At 67.9% G+C, this 23713-nt stretch carries 31 protein-coding genes; 28 read left to right on the top strand and 3 right to left on the bottom strand.

Features of this window, described 5'->3' with window-relative positions; all coding sequences use genetic code 11:
• Positions 1–29: 29 nt before the first annotated feature.
• From P2L57_RS22595 to P2L57_RS22565, 7 genes are all read left to right on the top strand, one after another.
• Positions 30–287 (top strand): hypothetical protein, encoded by a 258-nt coding sequence (locus P2L57_RS22595; protein WP_275817391.1) that lies wholly within the window; start codon positions 30–32, stop codon positions 285–287.
• Between the two features lie 104 nt (positions 288–391).
• On the top strand, positions 392–769 hold the full coding sequence (locus P2L57_RS22590) for a TadE family protein (RefSeq protein ID WP_275817508.1): 378 nt from the start codon (positions 392–394) through the stop codon (positions 767–769).
• 52 nt (positions 770–821) lie between these two features.
• A complete protein-coding gene (locus tag P2L57_RS22585; protein WP_275817388.1) occupies positions 822–1241 on the top strand; it encodes a TadE/TadG family type IV pilus assembly protein in 420 nt (139 codons plus the stop codon).
• Entirely contained in the window at positions 1238–1687 is a 450-nt protein-coding gene (locus P2L57_RS22580) for a TadE/TadG family type IV pilus assembly protein (protein WP_275817386.1), read from the top strand. Before P2L57_RS22585 ends, P2L57_RS22580 begins: the two co-directional genes overlap by 4 nt.
• A 54-nt stretch (positions 1688–1741) precedes the next feature.
• Positions 1742–4630, top strand: a complete 2889-nt coding sequence (locus P2L57_RS22575; RefSeq protein WP_275817384.1) for an AfsR/SARP family transcriptional regulator — start codon at positions 1742–1744, stop codon at positions 4628–4630.
• 246 nt (positions 4631–4876) lie between these two features.
• Positions 4877–5425: a winged helix-turn-helix domain-containing protein gene (locus P2L57_RS40805; RefSeq protein WP_372515858.1), complete on the top strand. Its 549-nt coding sequence runs from the start codon at positions 4877–4879 to the stop codon at positions 5423–5425.
• Positions 5422–6012: a transposase gene (locus P2L57_RS22565; protein ID WP_275817381.1), complete on the top strand. Its 591-nt coding sequence runs from the start codon at positions 5422–5424 to the stop codon at positions 6010–6012. Before P2L57_RS40805 ends, P2L57_RS22565 begins: the two co-directional genes overlap by 4 nt.
• Before the next feature lie 9 nt (positions 6013–6021).
• Here the strand turns inward: P2L57_RS22565 and P2L57_RS22560 are convergent, their stop codons facing one another.
• Both P2L57_RS22560 and P2L57_RS22555 read right to left on the bottom strand, forming a co-directional pair.
• Complete coding sequence (locus tag P2L57_RS22560; RefSeq protein WP_275817379.1) at positions 6022–6243, bottom strand: DUF397 domain-containing protein; 222 nt, start codon at positions 6241–6243, stop codon at positions 6022–6024.
• Entirely contained in the window at positions 6240–7103 is an 864-nt protein-coding gene (locus P2L57_RS22555) for a helix-turn-helix domain-containing protein (protein WP_275817377.1), read from the bottom strand. The genes P2L57_RS22560 and P2L57_RS22555 overlap by 4 nt, the downstream gene beginning before the upstream one ends.
• Positions 7104–7534: 431 nt before the next feature.
• On the opposite strand from P2L57_RS22555, the gene P2L57_RS22550 reads away from it, so the two are divergent.
• The 9 genes from P2L57_RS22550 (at position 7535) to P2L57_RS22505 (ending at position 11433) form a co-directional block, all read left to right on the top strand.
• Positions 7535–7735 carry a hypothetical protein gene (locus P2L57_RS22550; protein ID WP_275817375.1) on the top strand — a complete coding sequence of 67 codons (201 nt, stop codon included), beginning with the start codon at positions 7535–7537 and terminating at the stop codon, positions 7733–7735.
• Positions 7736–7763: 28 nt separating this feature from the next.
• On the top strand, positions 7764–7964 hold the full coding sequence (locus tag P2L57_RS22545) for a hypothetical protein (protein WP_275817373.1): 201 nt from the start codon (positions 7764–7766) through the stop codon (positions 7962–7964).
• Positions 7939–8160, top strand: a complete 222-nt coding sequence (locus P2L57_RS22540; protein WP_275817371.1) for a hypothetical protein — start codon at positions 7939–7941, stop codon at positions 8158–8160. Before P2L57_RS22545 ends, P2L57_RS22540 begins: the two co-directional genes overlap by 26 nt.
• Positions 8161–8388: 228 nt before the next feature.
• Positions 8389–8901: an NUDIX domain-containing protein gene (locus P2L57_RS22535; RefSeq protein WP_275817369.1), complete on the top strand. Its 513-nt coding sequence runs from the start codon at positions 8389–8391 to the stop codon at positions 8899–8901.
• Positions 8894–9418, top strand: coding sequence for a hypothetical protein (locus tag P2L57_RS22530; RefSeq protein WP_275817367.1), 525 nt, complete (start codon positions 8894–8896; stop codon positions 9416–9418). Before P2L57_RS22535 ends, P2L57_RS22530 begins: the two co-directional genes overlap by 8 nt.
• 158 nt (positions 9419–9576) lie before the next feature.
• Positions 9577–9774, top strand: a complete 198-nt coding sequence (locus tag P2L57_RS22525) for a hypothetical protein (RefSeq protein WP_275817365.1) — start codon at positions 9577–9579, stop codon at positions 9772–9774.
• 139 nt (positions 9775–9913) lie between these two features.
• Entirely contained in the window at positions 9914–10396 is a 483-nt protein-coding gene (locus tag P2L57_RS22520; RefSeq protein WP_275817363.1) for an ATP-binding protein, read from the top strand.
• 507 nt (positions 10397–10903) lie between these two features.
• Positions 10904–11128, top strand: a complete 225-nt coding sequence (locus tag P2L57_RS22510; protein ID WP_275817361.1) for a DUF6302 family protein — start codon at positions 10904–10906, stop codon at positions 11126–11128.
• A gap of 128 nt (positions 11129–11256) precedes the next feature.
• Entirely contained in the window at positions 11257–11433 is a 177-nt protein-coding gene (locus P2L57_RS22505; protein WP_275817359.1) for a hypothetical protein, read from the top strand.
• Here P2L57_RS22505 and P2L57_RS22500 read toward each other — a convergent pair.
• A complete protein-coding gene (locus P2L57_RS22500) occupies positions 11411–12052 on the bottom strand; it encodes a prepilin peptidase (protein WP_275817357.1) in 642 nt (213 codons plus the stop codon). The two genes, P2L57_RS22505 and P2L57_RS22500, sit on opposite strands and share 23 nt — an antisense overlap.
• Before the next feature lie 587 nt (positions 12053–12639).
• Between P2L57_RS22500 and P2L57_RS22495 the strand changes: the two genes are divergently transcribed.
• The 12 genes from P2L57_RS22495 (at position 12640) to P2L57_RS22440 (ending at position 23660) form a co-directional block, all read left to right on the top strand.
• Positions 12640–12963 carry a hypothetical protein gene (locus P2L57_RS22495; protein WP_275817355.1) on the top strand — a complete coding sequence of 108 codons (324 nt, stop codon included), beginning with the start codon at positions 12640–12642 and terminating at the stop codon, positions 12961–12963.
• 398 nt (positions 12964–13361) lie between these two features.
• Positions 13362–14021, top strand: a complete 660-nt coding sequence (locus tag P2L57_RS22490; RefSeq protein ID WP_275817353.1) for a hypothetical protein — start codon at positions 13362–13364, stop codon at positions 14019–14021.
• A 270-nt stretch (positions 14022–14291) separates the two neighbouring features.
• The gene (locus P2L57_RS22485) at positions 14292–14867 is read left to right on the top strand and encodes an SAF domain-containing protein (protein ID WP_275817351.1); all 576 of its coding nucleotides are present in this window, start codon (positions 14292–14294) and stop codon (positions 14865–14867) included.
• Between the two features lie 128 nt (positions 14868–14995).
• Complete coding sequence (locus P2L57_RS22480) at positions 14996–15703, top strand: hypothetical protein (protein WP_275817349.1); 708 nt, start codon at positions 14996–14998, stop codon at positions 15701–15703.
• Entirely contained in the window at positions 15700–17151 is a 1452-nt protein-coding gene (locus P2L57_RS22475) for a TadA family conjugal transfer-associated ATPase (protein WP_275817347.1), read from the top strand. Before P2L57_RS22480 ends, P2L57_RS22475 begins: the two co-directional genes overlap by 4 nt.
• Complete coding sequence (locus tag P2L57_RS22470; RefSeq protein WP_275817345.1) at positions 17148–18062, top strand: type II secretion system F family protein; 915 nt, start codon at positions 17148–17150, stop codon at positions 18060–18062. The genes P2L57_RS22475 and P2L57_RS22470 overlap by 4 nt, the downstream gene beginning before the upstream one ends.
• Positions 18059–18952 (top strand): type II secretion system F family protein, encoded by an 894-nt coding sequence (locus P2L57_RS22465; protein WP_275817343.1) that lies wholly within the window; start codon positions 18059–18061, stop codon positions 18950–18952. Before P2L57_RS22470 ends, P2L57_RS22465 begins: the two co-directional genes overlap by 4 nt.
• A 17-nt stretch (positions 18953–18969) precedes the next feature.
• Positions 18970–19155, top strand: a complete 186-nt coding sequence (locus tag P2L57_RS22460; RefSeq protein WP_275817341.1) for a hypothetical protein — start codon at positions 18970–18972, stop codon at positions 19153–19155.
• A gap of 13 nt (positions 19156–19168) precedes the next feature.
• Positions 19169–19618: a TadE/TadG family type IV pilus assembly protein gene (locus P2L57_RS22455; RefSeq protein ID WP_275817339.1), complete on the top strand. Its 450-nt coding sequence runs from the start codon at positions 19169–19171 to the stop codon at positions 19616–19618.
• Positions 19615–20139 carry a TadE/TadG family type IV pilus assembly protein gene (locus P2L57_RS22450; RefSeq protein WP_275817337.1) on the top strand — a complete coding sequence of 175 codons (525 nt, stop codon included), beginning with the start codon at positions 19615–19617 and terminating at the stop codon, positions 20137–20139. Before P2L57_RS22455 ends, P2L57_RS22450 begins: the two co-directional genes overlap by 4 nt.
• Positions 20136–20588 carry a TadE/TadG family type IV pilus assembly protein gene (locus P2L57_RS22445; protein WP_275817335.1) on the top strand — a complete coding sequence of 151 codons (453 nt, stop codon included), beginning with the start codon at positions 20136–20138 and terminating at the stop codon, positions 20586–20588. The genes P2L57_RS22450 and P2L57_RS22445 overlap by 4 nt, the downstream gene beginning before the upstream one ends.
• 15 nt (positions 20589–20603) lie before the next feature.
• A complete protein-coding gene (locus P2L57_RS22440) occupies positions 20604–23660 on the top strand; it encodes a LysM peptidoglycan-binding domain-containing protein (protein WP_275817333.1) in 3057 nt (1018 codons plus the stop codon).
• Positions 23661–23713 lie beyond the last annotated feature (53 nt).

Genomic DNA, 23713 nt, shown 5'->3' with positions numbered 1-23713 from the left:
ATTAGCTTGAGTTTGAAGGGATTGGAACCATGAATCGGTTCAAGGACCGCACTGAGTACGGTCACCCGGCCGTCACCTTTCTGGTGACCTTTCTGCAAGGCCGCCTGCAGCGCGTGCGTAACGGCGAGCTCGACCGCGGTGCGTCAGCCGTCGAGTGGGTCATCATCTCCGCGGTCGTCGTCGCGATCGTCGGCGTGGTGGCGGCGATTATCAACAGCGCCCTGAGCGACGGCGCGAAGAAGGTTGGCAACTGCATTCAGGGCGCCACGGCCAGCAAGACCTGCTGATCCTTCCGCCTACTGATCCGATCGTGAGACGACGCCTGATCGACCTCGTACGCCGCCGACTGCAAGTCGCCCGCGGCGACGCAGGCATTGGTTCGGACGCCGGGATGACCGCTATCGAGTTCGTGTTCCTCACCCCCGTCCTGTTCTTCATGATCTTCGCGACCGTGCAGTTCGGGCTGTACTTCTTCGCGGACCATGTCGCTCAGGCTGCCGCTCAGGCAGGGGCTCGAAAAGCACGTGCCGAGGCGGATGCCAACCCGGGTGGGTGGCAAGGCGAAGCCCGGGGGACCGCCAACGGCTACATCCAGCAGCTCGGTCCACAACTGCTCGAGGGCGTTGACGTATCGACCGTCGAACCGGCTGCGAACGAGGTCGGAGTGCACGTCACCGCGCACGTCCCCGTCATCTTCCCCGGGCTCAACCTGACCGTGGACGCCCGCTCGCAGGGACCCGTCGAGCGATTCGTGCCGGACGGGAGGTGAGCTGACGATGATCCCGGCTCAGCGCGAGTGCGTACGCGGTCACCTACACGGTATGCGTCAGCGGCTCCTCCGACTCACCAAAGACGACGCTGGCCTATCGACTATCGAAGTGGTCATCCTCGCCCCGGTGATGATGCTGTTCATCCTGGTCCTCGTTGCATTCGGGCTGCTGGTCGACGGGCGCGGGGCGGTCGACAGTGCCGCGCGCGATGCCGCCCGCGCGGGCTCCTTGCAGCGCGACGAGGCCAGCGCGATGAGTCAGGCGCAGTCAGCCGCGCAGGCGGACCTGAGCGGCACGTGCAGCGGGTCGGTCACCGTACGCAAGGTGAGTTCCGGATTCCAAGCAGGCGGACTGTTCACCGTCGAGGTCAGCTGCCAGGTACGCGGGCTGACGATGCTCGGCCTTGACGTCGGCACCGAGCTGACCGGACGCTCCACCGCACCTTTGGACCCGTACCGGAGGGCCGCATGAAGGCTCTGCGAGCTTGGTTGAGCCCACGTCTGCGCAACAACGATCGAGGATCTGGCGCCGCTGCCGTCATCATCTTCGCGGCGCTGTTCATGGTGCTCGCCGCCTTTGTCATCGACGGCGGACTGTCGATCTCCCAACGCGAGCGCGCGGCCGATATCGCAGAGCAGGCAGCCCGCTACGCCGCTGAAGACATCGACCAGGGCGCGCTGCGGAACAACGGTACGGTCGCCATCAAATACGGTGACTGCACCAGCAGGGTAAGGGAGTTCGCGCAGCAGTCCGGCCTATCGGGACCCGACGTGGCCGCTTCTGGGTGCACCGATGCGGCGGCCGACCTCGTCCAAGTCGAGATCAGGCTGACTTACCACCCTGTGCTGACCGGACTGTTCTACACCGGCGCACTGGAGGTCCACGGCACCGCGAAGGCCGTACCCCTCACGGGCTGACCATCCCACCGGCATCACTACTCAAGGCACCAGGCAGAAGGCTGAGGAACGACCATGGCACGCGGCACCGCCACTGGACGACCCGGACAACCATCCCGACCCGTGCGCACCGCGGGCGACTTCCTGCGCGCCGGTGCCGCTTTTCTTGCCTTGGCGGTACTCGTCGTTGGTGTACCCGGTGCGCTCGCGTACTTCATCGGTTGGCCGCTGCCGCACTCGATGCCATCTGCCAGCACGCTGAAGGACCCGATCACGGCATCGACCTTCGTCCGAGTCCTCGCTATCGTGGTCTGGCTGGCCTGGGCCCAGTTCACTGCGTGTGTACTGGTCGAGGCCAAAGCCGCGATCTCAGGCGTCGGCATGCCGACCCGCATCCCCGGCGCAGGCCCCAGCCAACTGCTGGCCCGCCAGTTGATCGCAGCGCTACTCCTCGTCGGCGCGACCGCCGCCAGCCTCACCCCAGGCCTGTCCTCCCTCGGCGGCAAATACGACGGCCAACCCGCCCGGCACGGCTCCGTCGCCACTGCCCAGCACCAGCCTGGCCAGCAGCACCGACAGACGTTGCCTGGCCAACCCGTCGCCCAAGTACAACACCACGGACAGCAGACCGGTCACGGGAGCAGTACTCAAGCCGACAAGCCCACCAAATTCTACCGAATCACCCCCCCAGAGGGCCGCCACCACGACTCCCTGTGGGAAGTCGCCCAACGCCACCTGGGAGACGGCCGCCGCTACAAGGAGATCTACGAACTCAACAAGGACCGCGTACAGCCGGACGGCTCACGCCTGTCCGAAGCGAGCCTCATCCGTCCCGGGTGGATCATGGAAATGCCAGGCGACGCGCGCGGCGGCGACCTGGTCGAGGTGCCGGACCCGACGCCTCACGTCTCACCCGAGGAGCAGCACCAAGTCCAGCAGTACGACAAGTCGGGCACCCACCACCAACACGCGCAGCAGCAACACCAGCAACCAGCCCACCACGAACAGGCCAAACCGGCACCCGAGCACCCAGCCGAACAGCCGCACACCACCACATCCACAGGCGATTCCCAGGACACGGGCCTACCCGAAGCGCTCATCGCCTCCCCGCTGCTCGCGGCAGGCCTGCTCGCCGCCCTCGGGCGCCGTCGCCGCACCGCGCTGCTCCAGGCGGCAGCCGCCGGAATACGTACCTCACTGCGCCAACCACGGACCGGTGCGGAAGCCGACACCCAGGACGCGCTGCGCATCGGGGCCGACCCGGACGGCGTTGCCTTCCTCGACCGCGCCCTGCGCGCCCTGTCCGCGGCGCTCGCCGATGCGGGCCGCCCGCTGCCCATCGTGCACGCAGCGTGGACGACCGAGGAAGCCCTCCACATCCAACTGGCCTCGTCGACCAGCGAACCGCCGCCCACCCCCTGGCACCTCGGCCACGACCAGAGTGTCTGGAGCCTGGACCGCACCGAGCTCGCCCCTGACGCGGAGCAGAGCCCGATCGCCCCCTACCCGGGCCTCGCCTCCCTCGGGACACTCGACGGTTCCCGCCTGCTCCTCAACCTCGAAGCCGCCCCCGGCATCCTCACCCTCACCGGCGCTCCCACCGACCGCGAAGCGGTCCTCGCATCCATCGCCACTGAACTCGCCACCAACGGCTGGTCGGACCGTATGACGGTCACGCTCGTCGGCTTCGGCGAACAGCTGGACGCGCTCGCACCCACCCGGGCACGCCACCTGCCCAACCTCGACGAACTACTCGAGGCCATGGAGGCCGAGACAGCACAGCGCCGCGCCGCACTCGCCACGGCCGGATACGACACGGTACTCACCGGACGCACCGGTCTGCCGCAACACACGCAGTGGGCGCCCCACTTGGTGCTTCTGGTGTCCGACCTCACACCCCAGCAGGCAGAGCGGCTCGCCCGACTAGCCTCTCGGTCCAGCTCCTTGGGTATCGGCTACCTGGTGGCCACCGAGCAGAAAGACCTGCCGGGTACCGCCTGGCAGTTCGACATCACTCCCGACGGTCGACTCCTGGCCCCCCTCCTCGGCCTGGAACTCCAAGCACAACGCCTGCCCCGCGCGCAGTACGAAGCAGTCCTGCAGCTCTTCAAGGCCGCCGACAGCCCGGACCGGCCGGATCCAGACCCCACCGCCCCGCCAGTGCTGGTGGACCTCAGCGACCAGGGACGGCCAGCTGTTTACGCCCGCCTGATGGGTCCGTTCGAAGTCAACGGCTTGGAACCGCTGGATGCTGACCGGAGCGTGCTGGCACACGAAGCCCTGGCGTTGCTGCTCCTGCACCGCGAAGGGCTTCACCCACGCGTACTGGCCTCGGCTTTGTGGCCCCGCGGAGCCACCGAAGACGTACGGGACGCAGTGATCGAACGCCTCCGCACCTGGCTCGGCACCGACTCTGACGGCGCCCCGCGGCTGCGCACAGCGGGCGACGGCCGCCTGTCCCTCTCCGCTTCGGTCGTCTCCGACTGGGACGTGCTGCAAACCCTGCGCCACGAGGCCGAACGCGGCCGAGGTCGCCGCGACCGCGGAATCCGGCGCCGCCTGCTCAAGGACGCCCTCGCCCTCGCACGAGGCCCACTCCTCGCCGGACGCCCCGAAGGGCGTTACAGCTGGCTGACTCACGAGATCGCCGAGGCCCAATTGCCCTTGATGGTCACGGAGATTGCTCTCGCCCTGTCGGAGGAATACGCGGAGCTCGACAAGCCCGAATCCTCGATCAACGCCATCCACGCCGGAATGCGCGTCGCCCCCAACGACGAACGGTCGTGGAACGCCCTCCTGCGCGCCGTGCACGCCACTGGCGACGAAGCTCGCCTGCGCGCCACTGCCGAAGACCTGTCCGTGCGCGCCGCCGATCACCATGGAGCGAGGGGACTGCCACCGCGCACGCAAGCGCTCCTCGACGAACTCCTTCCCACATGGCGCGGCGGCCAAATCGCCAACTGAGAATGGACGGCGGCGCGTGCCAACGAGCGAACCGCGTGCCTGGACGGCGACGTACGCATGCCTGGCGCAGCCAGGCGTACGAGAGCCACTGAACGCTGTCCGACCTGGCTATGAGGGTTCCGCATGATGCGGTCTCCGGACACGTCCTCGTTACCCTTCCTGCCACACGCATCCGGGCATGACGAAGCCCCCTGGAATCCGCCGACGGGGGCCGGGGGACTACTGATCTTTTCGTAAGTTCGGTGGGTGTGGTGGTCTTGTGGGTGGGAGGCTGTTGGGGTGTCCTATCGACCTTCGTCCTCTGCGTCTGGCTCTTCTGTTCCTCCTTTGTCGCGGCCGCAGTTGGCGGAAGCGCGTCGTGTTCGGGCGGTCGAGTTGTTCGAGGAGGGTGGGTCGAATGTGGAGATCGCGCGGGCGGTGGGAGTTTGCGCGGAGAGCGTGCGGCGGTGGAGGCGGGTGTGGGAAGAAGGCGGTGCTGCGGCCTTGCGCCGGCGTTCGGCCACCGGTCGCCCGCCCAAGTTGGACGACGGTCAGGTGACGGAAGTGCGGGCGGCATTGGAGCGGGGCGCTCAGGCCCATGGGTTCGAGGCCGATCTGTGGACGTTGGAGCGAGTCGGCCTGGTCATCGAGCGGGTGACGGGGGTGTCGTTGTCGCGGGCGTCGGTATGGCGTGTGCTGACCGGTCGGCTGGGGTGGAGTCTGCAGCGGCCTGAGCGTCGGGCGGTCGAGCGGGACGAGTCCGAGATCGCCCGCTGGATCGCGCACGAGTGGCCGCGCATCAAAAAGGGGCGGTGAACACACGTGCCTGGATCGTGTTCCTCGACGAATCAGGCGTCTCGCTGCTGCCGCAGGTCCGCCGCACCTACGCACCGCGTGGCCGCACTCCGCTCCTGCGGCACCGGCTGAACTGGAAACGTGCATCGATGGCCGCGGCTCTCGGCTACCACTCCAGCGACCCCAACCGCGGTCCTCGTCTGTGCTTCCATCTCAAGCCCGGCAGCTACGACACCACCGCCCTGATCGAGGTGCTGGAACAGGTCAAGGCGTTCTACCGCGGGGATAGGGTGATTGTGGTGTGGGACGGCTTGTCCGCCCACTGGAGCCGGGCGATGCGAGCATGGGTTGCAGCACAGGACTGGCTGACTCTGGAACGATTACCCGCCTACGCACCTGAGCTGAATCCGGTGGAGCTGCTGTGGTCGTCGCTCAAGAAACGTGAACTGGCCAACCTCGCCGGTGACCACCTCGCGGATGTCGCCGACGCCACCGAACAAGGCGTCCACCGCATCAACCGCAACCAGCAGTTGCCATGGTCCTTCCTCACCCACACCGGACTCACCATCCACCCACCACACCCACCGAACTTACGAAAAGATCAGTAAGGGTGGTGCTCAGATGTCCTGGGTCTTGGCGAACTCGATGAATGAGGACCAGGCATCGGCGGTGAACATCAGCGCGCCGCCCTCTCGATCCTTCGTGTCACGTACCGCATGCGTCCCGTTGGGCAGTCGTCCGTGCTCGACGCAGTTGTTACCGCTTCCGCTGTACGAGCTGACGTGCCACTGTGCGCCAGCCAGCCCCTCGTTGCTCCCCTGGCTGCGCTTCTTGCTCATCCTTGGTACTCCTTGATCAGTTCGCGGATGTGCTCTCGGGACTCGGCCGCGGAGAGTGCCGTAGCGGTGTGATCGTCCCACGCTCGGCGATAGCGAACCAGGTCTTCCTCTTTTTCGAGCAGCGTACTGCCGGTCAAATGTTCCAGCCACACGTAATCGGCCCGAGGCGGTTGGCGCATTGTGAAGATTGTGTACGGCGCGTACTGATCAGGAGGCAGCGCCGTCTTGAGCGGTAGCACCTGGACATCGACGTTCGGAGCGTCCGTCATGTCCAGAAGGTGCTTGAGCTGTTTGACCATGAGGTCGGGCGAGCCTACGACGCGGTTGAGCGCCGTCACGTCCACCACGGTGCGCAGGTGGACGCCATTGTTGGTCTCAAGGATGCCCTGGCGCTGCTGCCGTGTCTCCAGCATCAATTGGGCCTCGTCGGAGGCCCGCTGATGGCGGAAGATCTCCGCCATGTATTCCTTGGTCTGGAGCAGGCCGGGCAGCAGCTGGGTCTCGTAGGTCCGGATTAGGGACGAGTCCGACTCCAGTGTCAAGTAGTCCTTGAGGTCGTCGTGTAGAAGCGTGCCTTGGCCAGACCACCAGTCCTGCTGGTGAATCTCGCGCGCCAGGCGCTTCATCGCCTCACGGAGATCGGCCTGCTCGGTGCGGTCGATCTCGTAGAGGTCCATGAGGACATCCAGGTCCAACGGACGGATGCCGCGCAAACCGCCTTCGATTCGGCTGATCTTGGGCTGGCCGCACTGGAGCGCCTCGGCTGCGTCACCCATGGTGAGGCCCTTGGCCTCGCGCATCTTGCGCAGCTCGCCTCCAAGGCGTCGGCTCCTCATCGTCGGCATCTCGCTCTGCGACATGGACAACATCATGGCCCGCTTGGGTACTTGGCATCAATGCCCAGGAGTGGCATATGCCAACTCTGATGGATTCCTGAGGAATAGTTGCCTATGGCACTCCGTCGGGTCCAGTCTAGTTAGGCAACCACCCAGAGTTGCTCGCCAACTCCGGGGCGCTGTCATAGCGTTGGCGCCCCGCATCGCCCGAAGAAGGTCCAGCCCATGGGGACGAGCGAAGCGCCGGAGAAGGGCGCGGTCATGTGGGATACGGCGCGGGATCGCGTCGGCAGGGTCGTGGATGTGGACGGGCCAATCGTCCGCCTACGACCGGGCGACGATGGGAGTCCGTGGCGGGCTCGCGCGGCTGATCTCCGTCTCGCCAGCCCGGCTGAGGAACTGCGTCTAAAGGTCGCGGAGATCAACAGCCGGCACTCGCAGTACGGGCTTCGGCGGTGAGCGCGCTGGAGGGCTTCGACGGCGCGGTCCTGGCGCAGATGGGACGAGAGCTGAAGGAATCGGCGGCCGAGCACGGGTACGTCTGCGAGACCCCGGCCGCTCCGGACCAGGGACATAGCGAATGGCAATCCCAACGGCCGGACATCGTGCGAAAGATCATCGATGGGCTGGAACGGAAGTGGCATGAACACTCATGAGCGCAGGGCGCTGCCACCGTACGGGACTGTGGTCAAGGACAAGCTGACCGGCAAGGCCGGCGTCTTCATGGGCGTCGAGCTCTACTCACCCGCCAAATCCAAACGGGCGGAGCTCATGGCTTTCCTCCGTCCGCAGGGCGGCGGCAAGGAGTGGACGACACGGCCCGTGAACGTCGAGCCGGTGACGGAGGGAGAACTGCCGGATGCGCAGCAACCTCATGCAGCTTGAGCAGTTCACCACGCTCACCGTGCGGGTGGGGGATTTCATCATCCACACCGGTCAAGGTCGGCACCGCCGCGTCGTCGACCTCCGTTGCACGGGGAATCTTGGGAAGACCCTCATATTCGACGACGGCTCCACCTACCACCTCGCTGCTGGGGATTCGATTTCAGGCTACCGCCTGAACCGCGTCGGGCCCCGCTAAGCCCCCGCCTGCTGCCGGTTGACCCGTACGGCTCGCGTCTCCACCACCGCGCGAGCAGCCCCGGCAGCGGGCGGGCCTCCACACTCCCGTCCTGGGGACTGAGGGTTGCCCAGGACGGGCCCGAGTCTGCCCTGCCGGAGCACTCCGGCCGCGAATTCCCCCATCCCGGGCTGGCAGGTCCCGGCAGGGCGGCCACCCCACCGTCACGATCAAGGAAACGGACGCACCGTGCACACAGACACGGATCTCTCCAACCCGCCCGGCCGCCGGATCGGCGCTCTCGCGCTCATTCGCAACCCGGCCGGGAACGTGCTCATGGTCAAGCCGACGTACAAGGAGGGGTGGATCCTGCCAGGCGGCGGCGCCCACCCGGACGAGCACGCGTACGAAGCCTGCGCGCGCGAAGTGCGGGAGGAGACCGGGCTCCCCCTCACACCGGGACGCCTGCTCGTTGTGGACTACATCCCGCGCAATCCTCACACGAAGGCGGCGGAAGGCTATAGCTTCGTCTACGACGGCGGAACGGCCCCGGAGGGGATCGCCATCACGCTGTCTAGACCCGGCTCGGGCGAGGAGCCGGAGTTGAGCGCGTATGAGTTCGTGCCGGTCTACGACCTCCACGCGTACGCGATGCCCTATCAAGAGCGGCGGGTTCGGGCAGCCGTGACGGCCTTGGACAGCGGGGTGCTGACCTATTTGGTGGAAGGCCGACAGGTAAAGGATGTCGCCGCGGATGAGTAGTGAGCCGGGCAGCGAGTCGAAGATGGCCGAGGCGGAACTGACGGACCTGTGCCGACTGGAAGTGACGCTGAGTCAGTGGCAGTCGAGACCGTGGCCGGAAGTAACACTAGCCGCGTGGAGCGCCGGCACGATGTTGAAGAGTCGTCTGGTGCGCCGTGACCTGTGGGACAAGGTGCGACACGCTGACCAAGCGGCTGTCCACTGGGTGATGGCCACGGGGTGGAGGCTGAAGGACCGGGCCGAGGCCCGGGAGGGTGACGACGAGATCTTCAGGGAAATGGCCGACGTGGTGAGCCATGTCGCCTTCCTCTGCCGCGAGCGCCACTACAGCAGTCGTCGACATCGAGACGTCGACCAGGCCCAAGAGGTCTGGAGTCGGCTGAACCGCCTGCCGTATGGGTGGCGCGCCGAGGTGGTGCGTAGAGCACTGCCAAGCCTGACTTCGCTCGTTGAGGACGCTCAGCTCTGCCTCAACATCCTGGAGAACGTCCAAGGAGTAGACGTCCGACAGGGATAGAAGCCCCGGCCGCCACTGGCATCCCCCGAACTCGCGTCGCACGGGGCGCGCGAGTTGTTGGTGGCGGACGGGCTAGGCCCGTCCCGGCCCGGACTTGTCTGTCACGACACGAGGTCGGCCGGGACGGGCTCTTGATCTTCAGCCAGGAGGAGAGACAAATGACTCGGGAGGCCCGGGAGATCCCGAAGGACGCGGTGATGACCCGGTACATGGAGGGCGAGTCCCTGAACTCCCTCGCCCAGAGCCTTGGCGTAGGGAAGGCGCGCCTGCGCACGCAGCCCGAGGAGTGGGGAGTCCCGATCCGCGGTCGCGCCGAACTTCCCAAGCTGCGCGGTCCCGTCGGCTGGAGGCATTGAATGGCGACCTTGATCGTGCCCAGCGGGTGGGCACCGTCGACCGAGGCATGGATCGCGGTTCGCTCTATGCACGCCTACCAACGAAGCCCGTTGGTACCACCCGTCTCACGAACACCTCGCTGAGGAAACGGAATTCGCGATGCCTGATCTTCTCGCCACGCTGGCTGAGCAGGACTCAATGGGCAAGAGCCGACAGAGTAACTCACGTACTTGTGTGGGTCAGTGGGAGTTGAGCCTGGCTGTCGAACCGCGGAGCATCGAGCACGTGCGTCGCATACTTCGCGCCCAACTCCATTACTGGGGCCGGACGGACGTCGAGTTCGTCGCGCTGCTCGGCACGACCGAGCTCCTGACCAACGTGCTCAAGCACACGGAGGATAGGCAAGCTGTCGTTCGTGTGAGGGTAACGGCCGACGCGGTGGTCGTCACTGTGCGCGACTTTGACGACCGCCTCCCGCAGATCAGGGCGGTCGAGTCCCTCGCTGAGGACGGGCGTGGGCTGCCCCTGCTCAGGAGTCTGGCCGATGCCATGGGAATGGCAGCCAGCACGACAGGCAAGGACGTGTGGTTTCGCCTCGACTGCGCCGGACTGCCGCAGGATGCCGCTGATGAATCGGAGTAGCCGTACCGCAATGCGTCCATGCTTGATGAGTCGCCCCATGACTCAGGACGCGGCGGGGAGACGTAATTACATCTACGCCCGATCAATTCCGCCCGTACCTGGCAGCAATCGATCGCTTGTACCCAGCGGGCATGAGCAAAGCGTGCACCTCGTCGGCGGTGATCCGGTCGGCTTCCTTGTGCTCATGGCTGATCACGGGTTTCCGCTCCGTTACGGTGCAGTCGTAGATGGCGATCAAGACCCGTCGTCCGGGGATGGGCTCGTAGATCCATACTCCGCCGTCGATGAGCGCGTAGGCCTTGACAGGTTCGTGGCCGCCCGTGAACTGCGCATCGAGGTCTCGGATGGAAACCCCTCTCCGGCCCGGCCTCGGCCCACAGGCATTACGGATGAGTCGGGCCGTGGTCTGCTCCTCGTCGACGCCCTGGCACAGGACTGGGGGCAGCCCAGATGGCAGGACGACATGGTGCTCCCTCCCGATCTCCGAGCGGGGCCGTGATGGCCGCCATGACGGGTGACGTCGACAACGTACGTGTGCGTTGGTCTCCGTACCGCGACACCTGCCACATGGTCGAGTGGGGCGACACGCCACCCCTGTGGGACGACGCCGCCCGCGGCAGGTTCTACGGCTACAGCGACACCGCCATCACCGCGTTCCTCCAGGAAGGCATGCCCCAAGCCTCCCCAAGTCCGCTGGGCTCTTCCTCTGACGGCGTGAGAGCGCGCCCGTAGCGCCACACGCGTTCGCGCCCATTCACTCGGTTCTGGCGTGGTGGCGGAAACCGCCGACGTGGGTGGCCATTCCGTAGTGGCCGCCACGTCTACCCGCCGGTCCACCTCTCCGGCTCTTCCTCACTCGAATGAACACACTGATCCCCGCCACCGACCCCGCCGAACTGCGCGAGGCGGTTGTGACCCGCCTCATCGGTAGCGGGCATCTGCGCACCCCCGCCGTCATCGCCCCTGCCGGGAAACCGAGCGCCACCGGTTCCTTCCCGACGTCACCATTGGATGTCAGTGGTAGGCGCTCAGAATGATTTCGATGAATGCGCCGGAGATGAGGAAGGGTCCCAATGGCACCCCGGCATCGGGGGGTGTGCGTGCGGTACGGAGGACGAGGACGTAGCCAGCTGCGAGCGCCCAGCCGAGAAGCATACCGGTGAGGGCCGCGGTCCAGGACCACCAGCCAAGAGCCAGTGCGAGTACGCCGGCCAGCTTCAGGTCTCCGCCTCCCAACTGCCCTGGCAGGAGTATGTAGAGGAGGCCGAAGAGGATGAGGCCGATGGGCAGCGCGACTAGGGCGCGTAGCAAGGGGCCATGGGTCTGCGATGTAAGCGCGGCGATGATCAGGAAGCCGACCGTTACGAGGTAGGCGGTTGCCACGAGTGAGTTCGGGAGCCGTCGTACGGCTACGTCGAGCGCGGCGAGGCTCACGCCGACTGCGGCTAGTGAGCCGTAGGCCATGAGTACCGGGACTGAGCTGATCCGCCAGGCAAGCACAGCGAAGATGGCCGCCGTAGCGCCCTCCAGCATCAGTGGCGGCGCGACGCGTATATAGCTGACGTCTCTTCTTATTGATCGTGCTGCCGCTCGTCGCGCGCCGAAGCCCAGCGCTGCTCCCATCACGAGCCAGACGATCACGGACAGTGCATCCATGAATCACCGTCAATCTGGCGAAACCGCAAACTCCGCCTGCCGGTTGTGACTGGTTGGCACGTTGGGCGGGGCGATGCGGTACTCGGGCTCTTGACGCTACCGCGCAGCCAGAGGTGGCGGCCCTATACATCCTGCGTCACTTCTGTAAGCACCGCCCCAAGTCGCGTCCGGTTTGCTCGTATACATCCGCTTGCGCTTTGGTGTTAGCCCCTTGGCATATGCGTACACACCTTGCAGTAGGAGCGGGAGTAGGGGGTAAACGTGGGTATGCCTGCAGTCTGGGTGCGTACGTCAAGTCTCGTTCTTGGGGTGATGTGAGCGTGGCGTTAGAGACAGGGAGGCCCGGGGGACGGGGAGTGGGGTGGGCGGTCTATGGGGTCGCCGCGGCTTTGGCTGTGGTGGCGTGCGGTTCATCCGGAACAGGTAATTCCGCTCCTGGGGCGAGCGGAGCGCCGAGTGCGTCTGCCTCGGACCCGTCGTCTGGTTCGGCGGTGGATGTGGCGCGCAGTCAAGCCACAGTCGCGTACCTGGGGATGTGGCGGGACATGGCGCAGGCCGGGACCACTTCAGATTGGCAGTCTCCGATCTTGGCGCAGTACGCGATGGGCGACGCGCTGTCGGTGATCTCTCGTGGTCTGTACGCGGACCATCTCAACGGCCTGGTGACCAAGGGCACGCCGAAGAACAGTCCAACCGTGACATCGGCGTCTCCGCCTACGAATCCGACGACCGTGGTGATCTCCGACTGCGGCGACTCCACGCACTGGCTGAAGTACCGCGCTTCCACGGATCAACGCTACGGCGGCGCGGGCGGCCACCGCGCGATCACCGCCGAGGTCCAGAAGCAGTCCGATGGCGCGTGGAAGGTCACGAGCTTCGCGGTCCGGGGGCTGGGGACATGCGGAAACTGAAGCGCGCGATAGTGGTGCCAGGCGTGGCCGTGGCAGCGATAGTGGTCGGCGCGGGTTCCGCCTTCGCCGATGGAGGCCCGAGCGGCGACGGCTGGGGCTCGGTGGACTGTTCCCAGATACCGTCGCCTGCATGTCAGTTGGGCGCGGGCAATGGGGCTCACCCCAGCGCGCCTAGCCACGGAGGTGGCAGTGGTTCCTCCGGAGGGGGAAACGTTGGCGGTGGCGGTGGCGGTGGCGGTGGCGGTGGCGGTGGCGGTGGCGGTGGCGGCGGTGATGCCGCCCCGTACAACCCGAACCCCAACCTGAACTGCTCGTACCAGCCCAGCGACTACAAGCCGCCACCGGGGGTTGCGACTACGGCGTACATCCAGCCTCCGGCCAACCGGACTCCGGTCGTCGTGGCTGCCGTCTTCCACCCTGGCTCACAGTTGGCGCCGGTGACGCAGGTGGCTGATCCGAATTCGGGCCAGTCGGGGGCGTGGTACGTGTACAAGTGCACCGGCCAGGGCGTGCATGATGCTGTTTACCGGCCACCGGTGTGGATTCAGAACGGTCCGCAGGGCGGTGGACCCGCCCGGCCATCTCCGGCGCAGCTGGCGCAGGTCGCGCGCAACCAGTTGGGGTTGCCGTCGCCGCGGATCGAGGCGAACCCGGCCGGCGAGCAGCTGGTGAACCTTCCGACCTGGTTGTGGCTGGACCGTGGCAGCTGGGGGCCGGTGTCGGCGACGGCGTCGGTGCCGGGGGTTTCGGTGACCGCGACGGCCCGGCCGACTTCGGTCACGTGGACGATGGGCGATGGCCGCACCGTGACGTGCAAGGGCCCCGGAACGCCATTCAGCGCGAGTGGGAGTCCGAAGAGTTCGTCTCCGACTTGTGGTTACACCTATCGCTCGTCGTCGGCGGGGCAGCCGGGCCAGGCGTACGCGGTCTCGGCCACGGTGCACTGGACGGTGACCTGGTCCGGCGCGGGTCAGGCCGGAGCGTTCCCCGACATGACGACCACATCGAATGCGGCTTTCCGCGTGGCTGAGAGCCAGGCTCTGAACTCCGGAAGCTGACGGCCGTGTTCCATCCCGCCATGTGAGGGCGGGATGGGGACGGCGACAACCACACAAAGACGATCATGTTCGCCGCGTCGAGGGCGCGGTGCTGAGCACTCCTGTGCCCGGGAGGTGGCAGTAGTGAGTACCCGTGTGCCCGCGCACCCGGATCCGGTGACGCCGTCCGGCGCCTTGCCGCCGAGCGGTTGGGTCGCGCGAGGTAAGGATGGCCGGGCTCCGGCGCGGATGACCGGTGTACCCCGGCACCGTCGGGTGCCCTACCTGTTGGTGGGCGTGCTGCTGGTGCTCGGCTGTGCGACCGGCGGCGTGGTGGCGGGAACGCAGCTGGGTCAGCGCGAGGCGGTGTTGGCGCTCGCGCGTCCCGTCACGGTTGGCCAGGTGCTGACCGCGCAGGATGTGCGCGAGGTGAGCATGTCGGCGCACAGTGGTCTGGAGGTGATCCCGGCCCGGTCGCTGTCGTCGGTGGAGGGGCGCCCGCTCGCCTACAGCCTGCCGGCCGGGGCACTGCTGACGCGCGACGTGCTGGGAGCGGCACAGGTTCCTCCTGCGGGGCAGGCGGTGGCCGCTGTGGGGTTGAAGGCCGGTCAGTTTCCGCCCGGCCTGCAGCCGGGGAACCGGGTGACGGTTGTGATGTCCTCGAACGGCAACGCGGCCACAGGTGCATCCTCGTCTTCAACGTCGTCGACTTCGTCGTGGAGCGCGACGGTCACCGCGGTCCAGACCGACACGACGGCGCAGACCACGGTGGTCGCGCTGCAGATGGCCTCCAGTGACGCCCGCCAGTTGGCTGCGGCGCCGACGGGGCAGATCAGCGTGGTCGAAGTGAACGGGAGCGGGCAATGACGCTGGTCGCGCTGTGCAGCTTGAAGGGCTCGCCAGGGGTGACAACCACGGCCTTGGGACTGGCGGCTCGCTGGCCGTCGGGGGAGCAGCCGGTGGTCGTGGAGTGTGACCCTGCCGGAGGTGACCTGTTGGCTCGGTTCCGTCTGGAGACCTCGCCAGGGCTGGTGAGCATGGCGGCTGCCGCGCGCAGGTCTACGGAGCCGGGACTGGTGTGGCAGCACACTCAGCGGCTGCCCGGCGGCCTGCCCGTAGTGATCGGCCCGGCTGGTGCGGTGCAGGCGTGCGCGGCGCTGGGGGAGATCACCGGGCGACAGGCGTCTGTGCTGCGCCGGGCCGCGGATCGGGCGGGCACCGTGGTGATCGCGGATTGCGGCCGGATCGACACCGATTCCCTGGCTATGGCCGTCCTACGGGTGGCCGATGTGATGGTGCTGCTGTCCCGTGCCCGTGATGATGCCCTGTCCCACGTAGCCACCCGGCTGTCGGCCGCGGCGCGGTGGTCGCCCAGGCCATGCTTCGTCCTGGTCGGCGACGGCTACCCGACCACCGAGGTGTCTCAGACCTTGGGTATTCCGGTGATCGGGCGCCTCCCGTACGACCCGAGGGGCGCAGCTGTCCTCGGCGGGGAGACCAGTAGGCGGTCTGCTCCTGCGCGCTCGCTGCTCGGGCGAGCCATGGTCGACCTCGCCGCAGCCATCGCCTACCACGCACAGGCCGAAGCCCTCGTATCGAACAACCGCGGGGCGCCCGGCTATGCACCCCCACCAAGCCCGCTCGGACATCAACAGTTCTGGGCCAGCGCGCCCGCCGCGTCGCCGAACGGGGTCCCGCGATGAACCAGCCGAGCAACAACCGTGCCCTGCCACAGGGCGGTGTGATCAAGGTCCAGGACTCCGGCTGGCGCCGTCAGGAGGGGGTCCGATTGCCGGGACCGGATGACCTGGCTGGTGCCGGGCTCCCGGTGGACTCGCCCGCGGAACTGCTGCGGAGGCACCTGCGCCAGCAGTTGTCCGTGCGGCTGTCGCAGCGGATCCGGGCGGAGGAGGACGCCGGCCGCCCGCCGATGACACCTCAGCAACGGCGCGTCGAAGCAGAGGCGATCTTGGCGGATGCCGCCGAATCCCATGCTCATCAGCAGCTGACCCGCGGTGGAGGCGTGGTGACGCCGGAGGTCGAGCAGCAGGTGATCGCCTCAGTGCTGGACGAGGTCTTCGGCTTGGCCGGACTGGAGCCCCTGCTGCGTAACCCGGAGATCGAGAACATCAACATCAACGGCGAACGGGTCTTCGTCCGCTACGCCGACGGCCACCGCGAACAGCTACCCCCGGTGGTCGGCTCGGATACCGAGCTCATCCAACTGATCCGGGACCTGGCCGCGCACGCGGGCGTTGAGGAGCGCCGCTTCGACCGCGGCAGCCCCGGCGTGAACTTCCAACTCCCCTCCGGGGAACGCGTCTTCGCAGTCATGGCGGTCACCACGCGCCCGTCGGTGTCGATCCGCCGCCACCGCTACACCAAGATCACCCTCGCCCAGTTGCGACAGATGGGCACCATCGACCCCGTCTTGGAATCCCTGCTCGGCGCGATCGTCCGCGCACGCAAGAACGTGCTCGTCACCGGGGGAACCGCGATCGGCAAGACCACGATGCTGCGCGCCCTGGCCGCCGAGATCCCGCCCTGGGAGCGGCTGGTCACCATCGAGGACACCTTCGAACTCGGTCTGGACGCCGACGGCGACGCCCACCCGGATGTGGTCGCGATGCAGGCCCGCGAGGCGAACATCGAAGGCCAAGGAGCCGTGAGCCAGTCCGAGTTGGTGCGCTGGGCGCTGCGGATGTCCCCGGACCGGGTCATCGTCGGCGAGGTCCGCGGACCGGAAGTGATTCCGATGTGCAACGCGATGACCCAGGGCAACGACGGCTCCATGGCCACCTTGCACGCCTCGACCAGCCACGGCGCGTTCACCAAGCTGGCCGCCTACGCCGTCCAAGGCCCCGAACGGCTCCCGCTGGAGGCCACCAACCTGCTGGTCGCAGCCGCCCTCGACTTCGTGATCCACCTCGACAAACCACGTAGCCAGACGAGCAAACGCGTGGTGTCCTCGATCCGGGAAGTGGTCGACGCGGACGACAAGCAGATCGTCTCCAACGAGGTCTTCCGGCCGGGACCTGACCTACGCGCCGTACCGGGTGTGCCACTGCGCTCCGAGACCGTCCAGGAATTGATGGCTGCCGGCTTCGACGCCGACCTGGTGCAGCGCCCGGAGTGGTGGTGGCGCGGATGAACGGCTTCGTCGCCCTACTGGGCCTGTGCGGACTGGGAGTTGGTGTCGGTCTGCTGGTGTTGTTCCGCGCCTGGCGTACCAGCTCAAACGCTGACCAACCTGCGATACGCCGCTGGCCAGGCGTGAGGGAAGTTCGTGGGCGGCGGCATCTGGGGCGCTGGCTGGCCTTGGCGGGAGCCGTTGGGCTCCTGATCGGTGCAGTCACCGGATGGGTGGTCGGAGGGTTGCTGGCGGCCATGGCCGCCTGGAGCCTTCCGCGCATCCTCGGATCGACTTCCGGCGAGCAGGAACGCACCGCCCGGATCGAGGGCATCGCCGGGTGGACGGAGATGCTGCGCGACACCCTGGCTGCCGCGGCGGGCTTGGAGCAGACGATCCTGGCTACCGCGCGCACCGCACCAAAGGCGATTCGCCCGCAGATCGAGGAGTTGGCCGAGCGGCTGGAGCGCGGCGAGCGCCTGGCCCCGTCCCTGCGTCACCTCGCGGACGATCTGGCCGACCCGAGCGCCGACCTGGTAATTGCCGCGCTGATCCTCGCTTCCGAGCACCAAGCCCGCCAACTGGCCTCCCTTCTCGGTGAGCTGGCGGCTACCGCTCGTGCTCAGGTCGAGATGCGCCAGCGCGTGGAGGCCAGCCGCGCCCGCACCCGCACCACCATGCGCGTCGTGGTCATCACCACCTTGTCGTTCGCCAGCGGCCTGATCCTGCTCAACCCCACCTTCCTACGCCCCTACGACTCGGCGACGGGCCAACTCGTCCTGCTGGTCATCGGGGCCCTGTTCACCGTGGCGTTCATCTGGCTGCGCCGGATGGCCCGCCTGGAGGAACCCGACCGGTTCCTGACCGGATGGGACGCCATCTCCAGCACCGCTGGGCGAGGCGACGCCGCCGGTCAGGAGGTGTCCCCGTGATCGTGTTGATGCTGCTGGCCGCAGGTATCGGCTTGGGCCTGTGGGCGCTGGCCGTCTGGCTCATGCCGCCCCGGCCGCACCTGTCCACGCTGATGTCCCGGCTGAACACCACCCCCGCACCCCCGCCGCTGCTGACCATCAGTCAGGGCGGTTGGGCAGTGCGGACGGGCGCGCCCTTCACCGGGTGGCTGCGCGCTTTGGGGCTGCCCACCCGGAGCGTGCGCCAGGACCTGGCCGTCGCTGAACGCTCTGCGGACACGCACCTGGCGGAGAAAGCGGCGCTCGCGCTCACCGGACTCCTGCTGCCTGCCGCGCTCGCCCTGGTCCTCGTCCTGGGAGGTCGACCGCTGCCGTGGGCGGTGCCGCTCGGTGGATCGCTGGCCTGCGCGGTCGGCGGTTTCCTGCTGCCGGATGCCACCGTGCGAGCCGAGGCCGACCGGCGACGGACTGCCTTCCGCCACGCTCTGAGCGCCTACCTGGGCCTGATCCACATCCTGCTCGCCGGAGGCTCCGGAGTCGACGGCGCCCTCTCCGACGCCGTCGAGGTAGGACAGGGCTGGTCGTTCCAGCAACTGCGGCGGGCGCTGAGCACCGCCCGCCTGACCCGCACCTCCCCATGGACCACCCTGGGACAGCTCGGCGACGAGCTGGACGTCAGCGAGCTGTCCGAACTGGCCGCCGCACTCTCCCTGGCGGGCACCGAAGGCGCCAAGGTCCGTGCCTCACTGGCGGCGAAGGCCGCCGCGATGCGCAGCCGCAGCAGCACCGAAGCTGAAGGCAAGGCCAACGCCGCCACCGAGCGGATGGCCCTGCCCGGCATGCTCATGGCCTTCGGCTTCATCATCTTCGTCTTCTATCCCGCCCTCACCCAGATCACCACCTCCCTGTGATCGAAAGGAAGCCGATCGTGTCCAGGTTGATTTCGCTTTGGGCCCGGATCGAGTCCGCCCTGCGCGGCCTCGCGGACGACGAGCGTGGCGTGACCACCGAGCACGTCATCTGGATCGCGTTCCTCGCCGCCCTCGCCCTGGCCATCACCGCCCTGTTCGGCCCCAAGATCCTCGCCGCCGCCAAGAGCGTCACCTTCCAATAAGCAGCATGCCGTCATGCCGCCCATCGAGACCAGCGCGCATCAGCACGGTCGCACTGCCGCGCGTGTCCTGGCCGAACTGCGCCGGGACGAGCGGGGAGAAGTCACCGCCGAGTTGGTAATAATCATGCCGCTCGTGCTCACGTTGGTGCTGCTGCTCGCTCAGGCCGCCCTGTGGTTCCACGCCAGCCACATCGCCCAGGCCACCGCTGCCAACGCGTTGTCCGCCACCCGCGTCCAAGGCGGCACCACCGCGGCGGGCCAGCAGGAGGCTCAGCGCACCCTCGACCAGCTCGGCCACGGACCCCTGCACACCACCCATATCGACATCACCCGGAACACACACCGAGCGGAGGTCCGAATCTCCGGGACGGCCAGCAGCGTCGTGCCCTTTCTGCACCTTCCGGTCCACGCCCAAGCCGCAGGCCCCACAGAGAAGTTCAAGCCCGGCCAGGCGGCGTCATGACCCGACCCGACAGCACCACCCGCGACCTACACCGGGCTGAGCTGCCGCGGTGGCGCCAGGCCCTGCGCAGTTGGGCCGAGCTGCGCGGTGACACTCGCGGGTCGGCAACGGTCGAACTCGTCCTCAGCATCGGCATCCTGATCCTGCTGCTGTGGTTCTTGGTGTACTGCGGCCGCCTGTCGGACACCCGCTTGCGGATCGAGGACGTCGCTCACCAGGCAGCCCGCGCTGCCAGTTCGGACCGCAACCCCGCCGACGCTGCGGCAGACGCACGCTCCACCGCCACTACTGCCCTCAGCGACGCCGGCGTGACCTGCCAGTCCCTGAACGTCGCCACCAGCGGCACCCTCCAGCCCGGCTCGACCGTGACGGTCAGCGTCTCCTGCACGGCCAACCTGCATGACCTGGCACTGCTGCAGGTCCCAGGCGCCATGACACTGAGCGCCCACTTCGCCTCGCCAGTTGATCTATACCGCGGCACCACTGTGACGGCGAACGCCGCGGGAGGTGAGAGTCCGTGACATACCCGCGCGGTCTCAGTGCTCGCTTGCGCACACTGCCCGCTGATGACGGCGGCCAGGTGACCGCCTTCCTTGTCATCATCGTGGTCGCCGTGATCATGTTCGCTGGCCTCGTCCTGGACGGTGGCCTGGCACTGGCCGCAAAGGTCCGCGCCATCGGCGAAGCCCAAGAGGCGGCCCGAGCCGGAGCCCAAGCCCTCGATCTTGCAGCCTACCGGGCGCACGGCACCGTCCGCTTGGTACCCCATCAGGCCCGGGCGCTGGCCTCCCGCTTCCTGGCCTCCACCGGCGACACCGGCACGGTCACCGCCACCGCCAACACCGTGACCGTGACGGTCACCGCCCACCAACACCCCCAACTCCTCGGCCTGCTCGGCATCGGCTCCCTGACCGTCACCGGGTCCGGAACCGCCCACCCCGTCCACGGAATCGATGCGCCCCAGCCCTGAAGAAGGTGTCCGGCCATGCCCGCACCCCACCACCCCGACCGCACCCGCCGCGACCGGCCCAAGCCCCAGCGAGCTCGCCGGACCGCGCGCCGAGCCGGACTGCTGATCCGCGGCATCCTCGCCGCCACCGTGCTCGCCGCCCTGCTGGCCGGGATCCCCTGGGGGCTGTGGCACTACGTAGGATGGCCGCTCCCGCACCACATCCCGACCGGGACCGAAGCGGAAGCCACGCTGCTCAGCCCCATGAGCACCACCTTCCTGCTGAACACAATGGCCTGCATCCTCTGGCCCACTTGGTGCATGTTCGCCCTCGACGTCGTCCGCGTCGCCGGACAGGCAGCCAGAACAACGGAATGGCCCACAGTCCACCCCGGAGGACCGCTGCGTTGCCTGGCCGCGATACTCGTCGGAACGATCGTCTTCTCCCTACTCTCCCAACGTTCCACCCCCGCCGCCGGGCAGTCCCCGGCCGTCGCTGTCCCGACCGTCCGGCTCCCCCTGGCGACCGCCACCACAACCGGTCCGACTCCGGCAGCGATGGCGGCTTTCATCGAGCCCGCTCCGCCCCACGGAGACACGCAAAGCGTGCACACGGACCGGGAGGGCACCGTCGTCGTACAACCGCCTCACGAAGGCATCTACGACAGCCTGTGGCGCATCGCCCAGCGCACCCTGGGCGACGGCAGCCACTGGCCGCAGATCTACGCCCTCAACCAGGGCCGACCCCAACCCGACGGGCACACCCTGACCAACCCCAACCTGATCCGCCCCGGCTGGACCCTCCTCCTGCCCAACCAACCACCGCCTACCACAGGAGGTGACCACCACCCGACGACACCCCCCGACACGAAGCCCCACCCGACCCCGTCACGCCCGAGCGCTCCCATCACCGCCCCGAACCGCAGCCAACCCGCCGCGCCCACGCCCTCGGTGGCACCCACCACGGGGCCCGCCCTCTCTCCACCCGCGACCGCCCCGCATCACCCGCACGCTGGCGAGGGCACGTCTCATCTGAGTCCTGGCGTCACCCTGCACACCGGAGCGTTCGTCGGCCTCGGCCTTGCCGGACTGATCACCGCCGCCCTCCTGACCGTGCGGCTGCGGCGCCGGATCCGTTACCGGCCCGGCAGCGGAGAGCGCGCAGACCTGACCATCGCCCCGGTCGTACGTGCCCTGCGCTTCGCCCACGACCAGACCAGCCCAGACGAAGAACTGAACCAACCCAGCAGCGCAGAAACGGCAGTTGTCATCCAGCCCGAACCGGAGGCCGACGCGGAGACCGCCGCAAAGCTGGTAACAGTCGGCGGGCGCGTCATCGGCGTCAAAGACGGCCAAGCCCTCGCCTGGAACCTCGCCCGCGCTCGCGGACTCGGGCTGGTCGGCCCCGGCGCCCTCGACGCCATCCGCGCCCTGCTCATCTCCTTGCTCGCCGAACAGCAGCAGCCGCCACACCGCCGCGTCGATATCCTCATCCCCGCGGTCGACGCCCGCCTGCTCCTCGACGAGCAACCCGCCCGTACGCCGCACACCCGGCTGCGCATCGTCCCCGACCTGGACAGCGCGCTCGAAGCCATGGAAAGCGAACTCTTCACCCGCACCCGCGCAGCGACCGACCAACACACACAAGTCCACAGCGAGTTGGTGCTCGTCGCTACGCCGGCGGAACACTCCGACCGGCGCCTGCAAGCCATCCTCGACAACGGCTCCACCCTCGGCATGGTCGGCATCCTCATCGGGCAGTGGCGCCCCGGAGGAACCGCCCGCATCCGCCCCGACGGAACCGTGGCAGCCGCCGACCCCACCCTCGCCGAAACTCTGACCGGAGCCCGCCTGTTCACCCTGCCCACCCATGACGCCAACGACCTTCTCGACCTCCTTCGCGATGCCGAACCCACCGAACCACCCCGCACACCCGACGACACCACGACGGCCACGCCCACCGCGCCACCTCCTGCACCCGAACCCCCTCTGGCGCGCCGGCCTGCGCCACCGCCCGTCGAGGCCCCGCCCACACTGCTGACCGCCGCCCAGCCACAGCCCGTCAGCGACCCCGCTGACCCCGATGCGTATGAATTCGGCCCGGCCGATGGCCCAGAGGCTGTACCCGACACCGAGCCAGCAACGCAGCTGCGCTCACGCAGCGACGCGATCGCTAGTACCCGGACCATCGATGAGCCCGAGAGCGACGGGCAGCGAGCAGCCTCGGCCGAGCCACACGGCGGACCAGAATCAACCGCGCCCACGACGACCACGCCCACCGCGCCACCTCCTGCACCCGAACCCTCATTGCACCTGGCCGTCCTCGGTCGCATGCGCCTGACCCATCACCAAGACGATGGCGGCCAGCACGCTGATCTCACCGACGTCCTGGCACCGAAACAGCGCGAAGTCCTCGCCTACCTCGCGCTGCACCCGGACGGGACACGCCGCGAAGCCCTCACCACGGCCATCTGGCCCGACGCCCCGGCGGACCGGCCCTACAACAGCTTCCACGCCACCTTGAGCCAACTGCGCCGCGCCCTGCGCACCGCCACCCGCGACGCCCTCAGTGACATCACCGTCCATCACGACGGCCACTACACCCTCGACCACGAGCTCGTCGCCGTCGACCTGTGGAACCTGCGCGACGCCCTCCAGGCCAGCCGTGGTGAAGCTGACGGGCAGCAGCGCCGCGCCGCGCTGGAGCGCGTCGTGGACCTGTACACCGGCGACTTCGCCGACGGACTGATGGCCGAATGGCTCGAAGCACCCCGCGAGGCACTGCGCCGAGATGTCCTCGATGCGGTCAGCGCCCTCGTCCGGCTGCTGCGCGATGCCGAGCCCGAACAGGCCCTGGCTCTGCTGGAGCGGGCTCGCACGTTCGACCGCTACAACGAGGCCATCTACCGCGACATCGCCCGCTTCCAAGCCCACCTCGGCCAGCGCGACGCCATCCCCCGCACCCTCGCCCTGCTCACCACCATCCTGGCCGAACTCGACGACCAACCCAGTCGCGAGACCGTGGCCTTGTGTGAATTCCTCCAACGCCCCCGGCCAGCCAACCCTCCCACCCGCGACCGAGCCGCGAGCTAACGATCGCAGGCAAGGACAGGGGCGCGCGGTGCAGGACCTACGTCGTCTCGGCC

This window comes from Streptantibioticus ferralitis, assembly GCF_029223525.1.
Taxonomy (GTDB): Bacteria; Actinomycetota; Actinomycetes; order Streptomycetales; family Streptomycetaceae; genus Streptantibioticus_A; species Streptantibioticus_A ferralitis.
This window is presented reverse-complemented; position numbering and strand designations above follow the sequence as displayed.

Coding starts and splice junctions, on each gene's coding strand:
- P2L57_RS22595 (WP_275817391.1), top strand. CDS start 30: ATGAATCGGTTCAAGGACCGCACTGAGTACGGTCACCCGGCCGTCACC.
- P2L57_RS22590 (WP_275817508.1), top strand. CDS start 392: ATGACCGCTATCGAGTTCGTGTTCCTCACCCCCGTCCTGTTCTTCATG.
- P2L57_RS22585 (WP_275817388.1), top strand. CDS start 822: ATGCGTCAGCGGCTCCTCCGACTCACCAAAGACGACGCTGGCCTATCG.
- P2L57_RS22580 (WP_275817386.1), top strand. CDS start 1,238: ATGAAGGCTCTGCGAGCTTGGTTGAGCCCACGTCTGCGCAACAACGAT.
- P2L57_RS22575 (WP_275817384.1), top strand. CDS start 1,742: ATGGCACGCGGCACCGCCACTGGACGACCCGGACAACCATCCCGACCC.
- P2L57_RS22560 (WP_275817379.1), bottom strand. CDS start 6,243: ATGAGCAAGAAGCGCAGCCAGGGGAGCAACGAGGGGCTGGCTGGCGCA.
- P2L57_RS22555 (WP_275817377.1), bottom strand. CDS start 7,103: ATGTCGCAGAGCGAGATGCCGACGATGAGGAGCCGACGCCTTGGAGGC.
- P2L57_RS22540 (WP_275817371.1), top strand. CDS start 7,939: ATGCGCAGCAACCTCATGCAGCTTGAGCAGTTCACCACGCTCACCGTG.
- P2L57_RS22530 (WP_275817367.1), top strand. CDS start 8,894: ATGAGTAGTGAGCCGGGCAGCGAGTCGAAGATGGCCGAGGCGGAACTG.
- P2L57_RS22525 (WP_275817365.1), top strand. CDS start 9,577: ATGACTCGGGAGGCCCGGGAGATCCCGAAGGACGCGGTGATGACCCGG.
- P2L57_RS22520 (WP_275817363.1), top strand. CDS start 9,914: ATGCCTGATCTTCTCGCCACGCTGGCTGAGCAGGACTCAATGGGCAAG.
- P2L57_RS22510 (WP_275817361.1), top strand. CDS start 10,904: ATGACGGGTGACGTCGACAACGTACGTGTGCGTTGGTCTCCGTACCGC.
- P2L57_RS22505 (WP_275817359.1), top strand. CDS start 11,257: ATGAACACACTGATCCCCGCCACCGACCCCGCCGAACTGCGCGAGGCG.
- P2L57_RS22500 (WP_275817357.1), bottom strand. CDS start 12,052: ATGGATGCACTGTCCGTGATCGTCTGGCTCGTGATGGGAGCAGCGCTG.
- P2L57_RS22475 (WP_275817347.1), top strand. CDS start 15,700: ATGAACCAGCCGAGCAACAACCGTGCCCTGCCACAGGGCGGTGTGATC.
- P2L57_RS22470 (WP_275817345.1), top strand. CDS start 17,148: ATGAACGGCTTCGTCGCCCTACTGGGCCTGTGCGGACTGGGAGTTGGT.
- P2L57_RS22455 (WP_275817339.1), top strand. CDS start 19,169: ATGCCGCCCATCGAGACCAGCGCGCATCAGCACGGTCGCACTGCCGCG.
- P2L57_RS22450 (WP_275817337.1), top strand. CDS start 19,615: ATGACCCGACCCGACAGCACCACCCGCGACCTACACCGGGCTGAGCTG.
- P2L57_RS22440 (WP_275817333.1), top strand. CDS start 20,604: ATGCCCGCACCCCACCACCCCGACCGCACCCGCCGCGACCGGCCCAAG.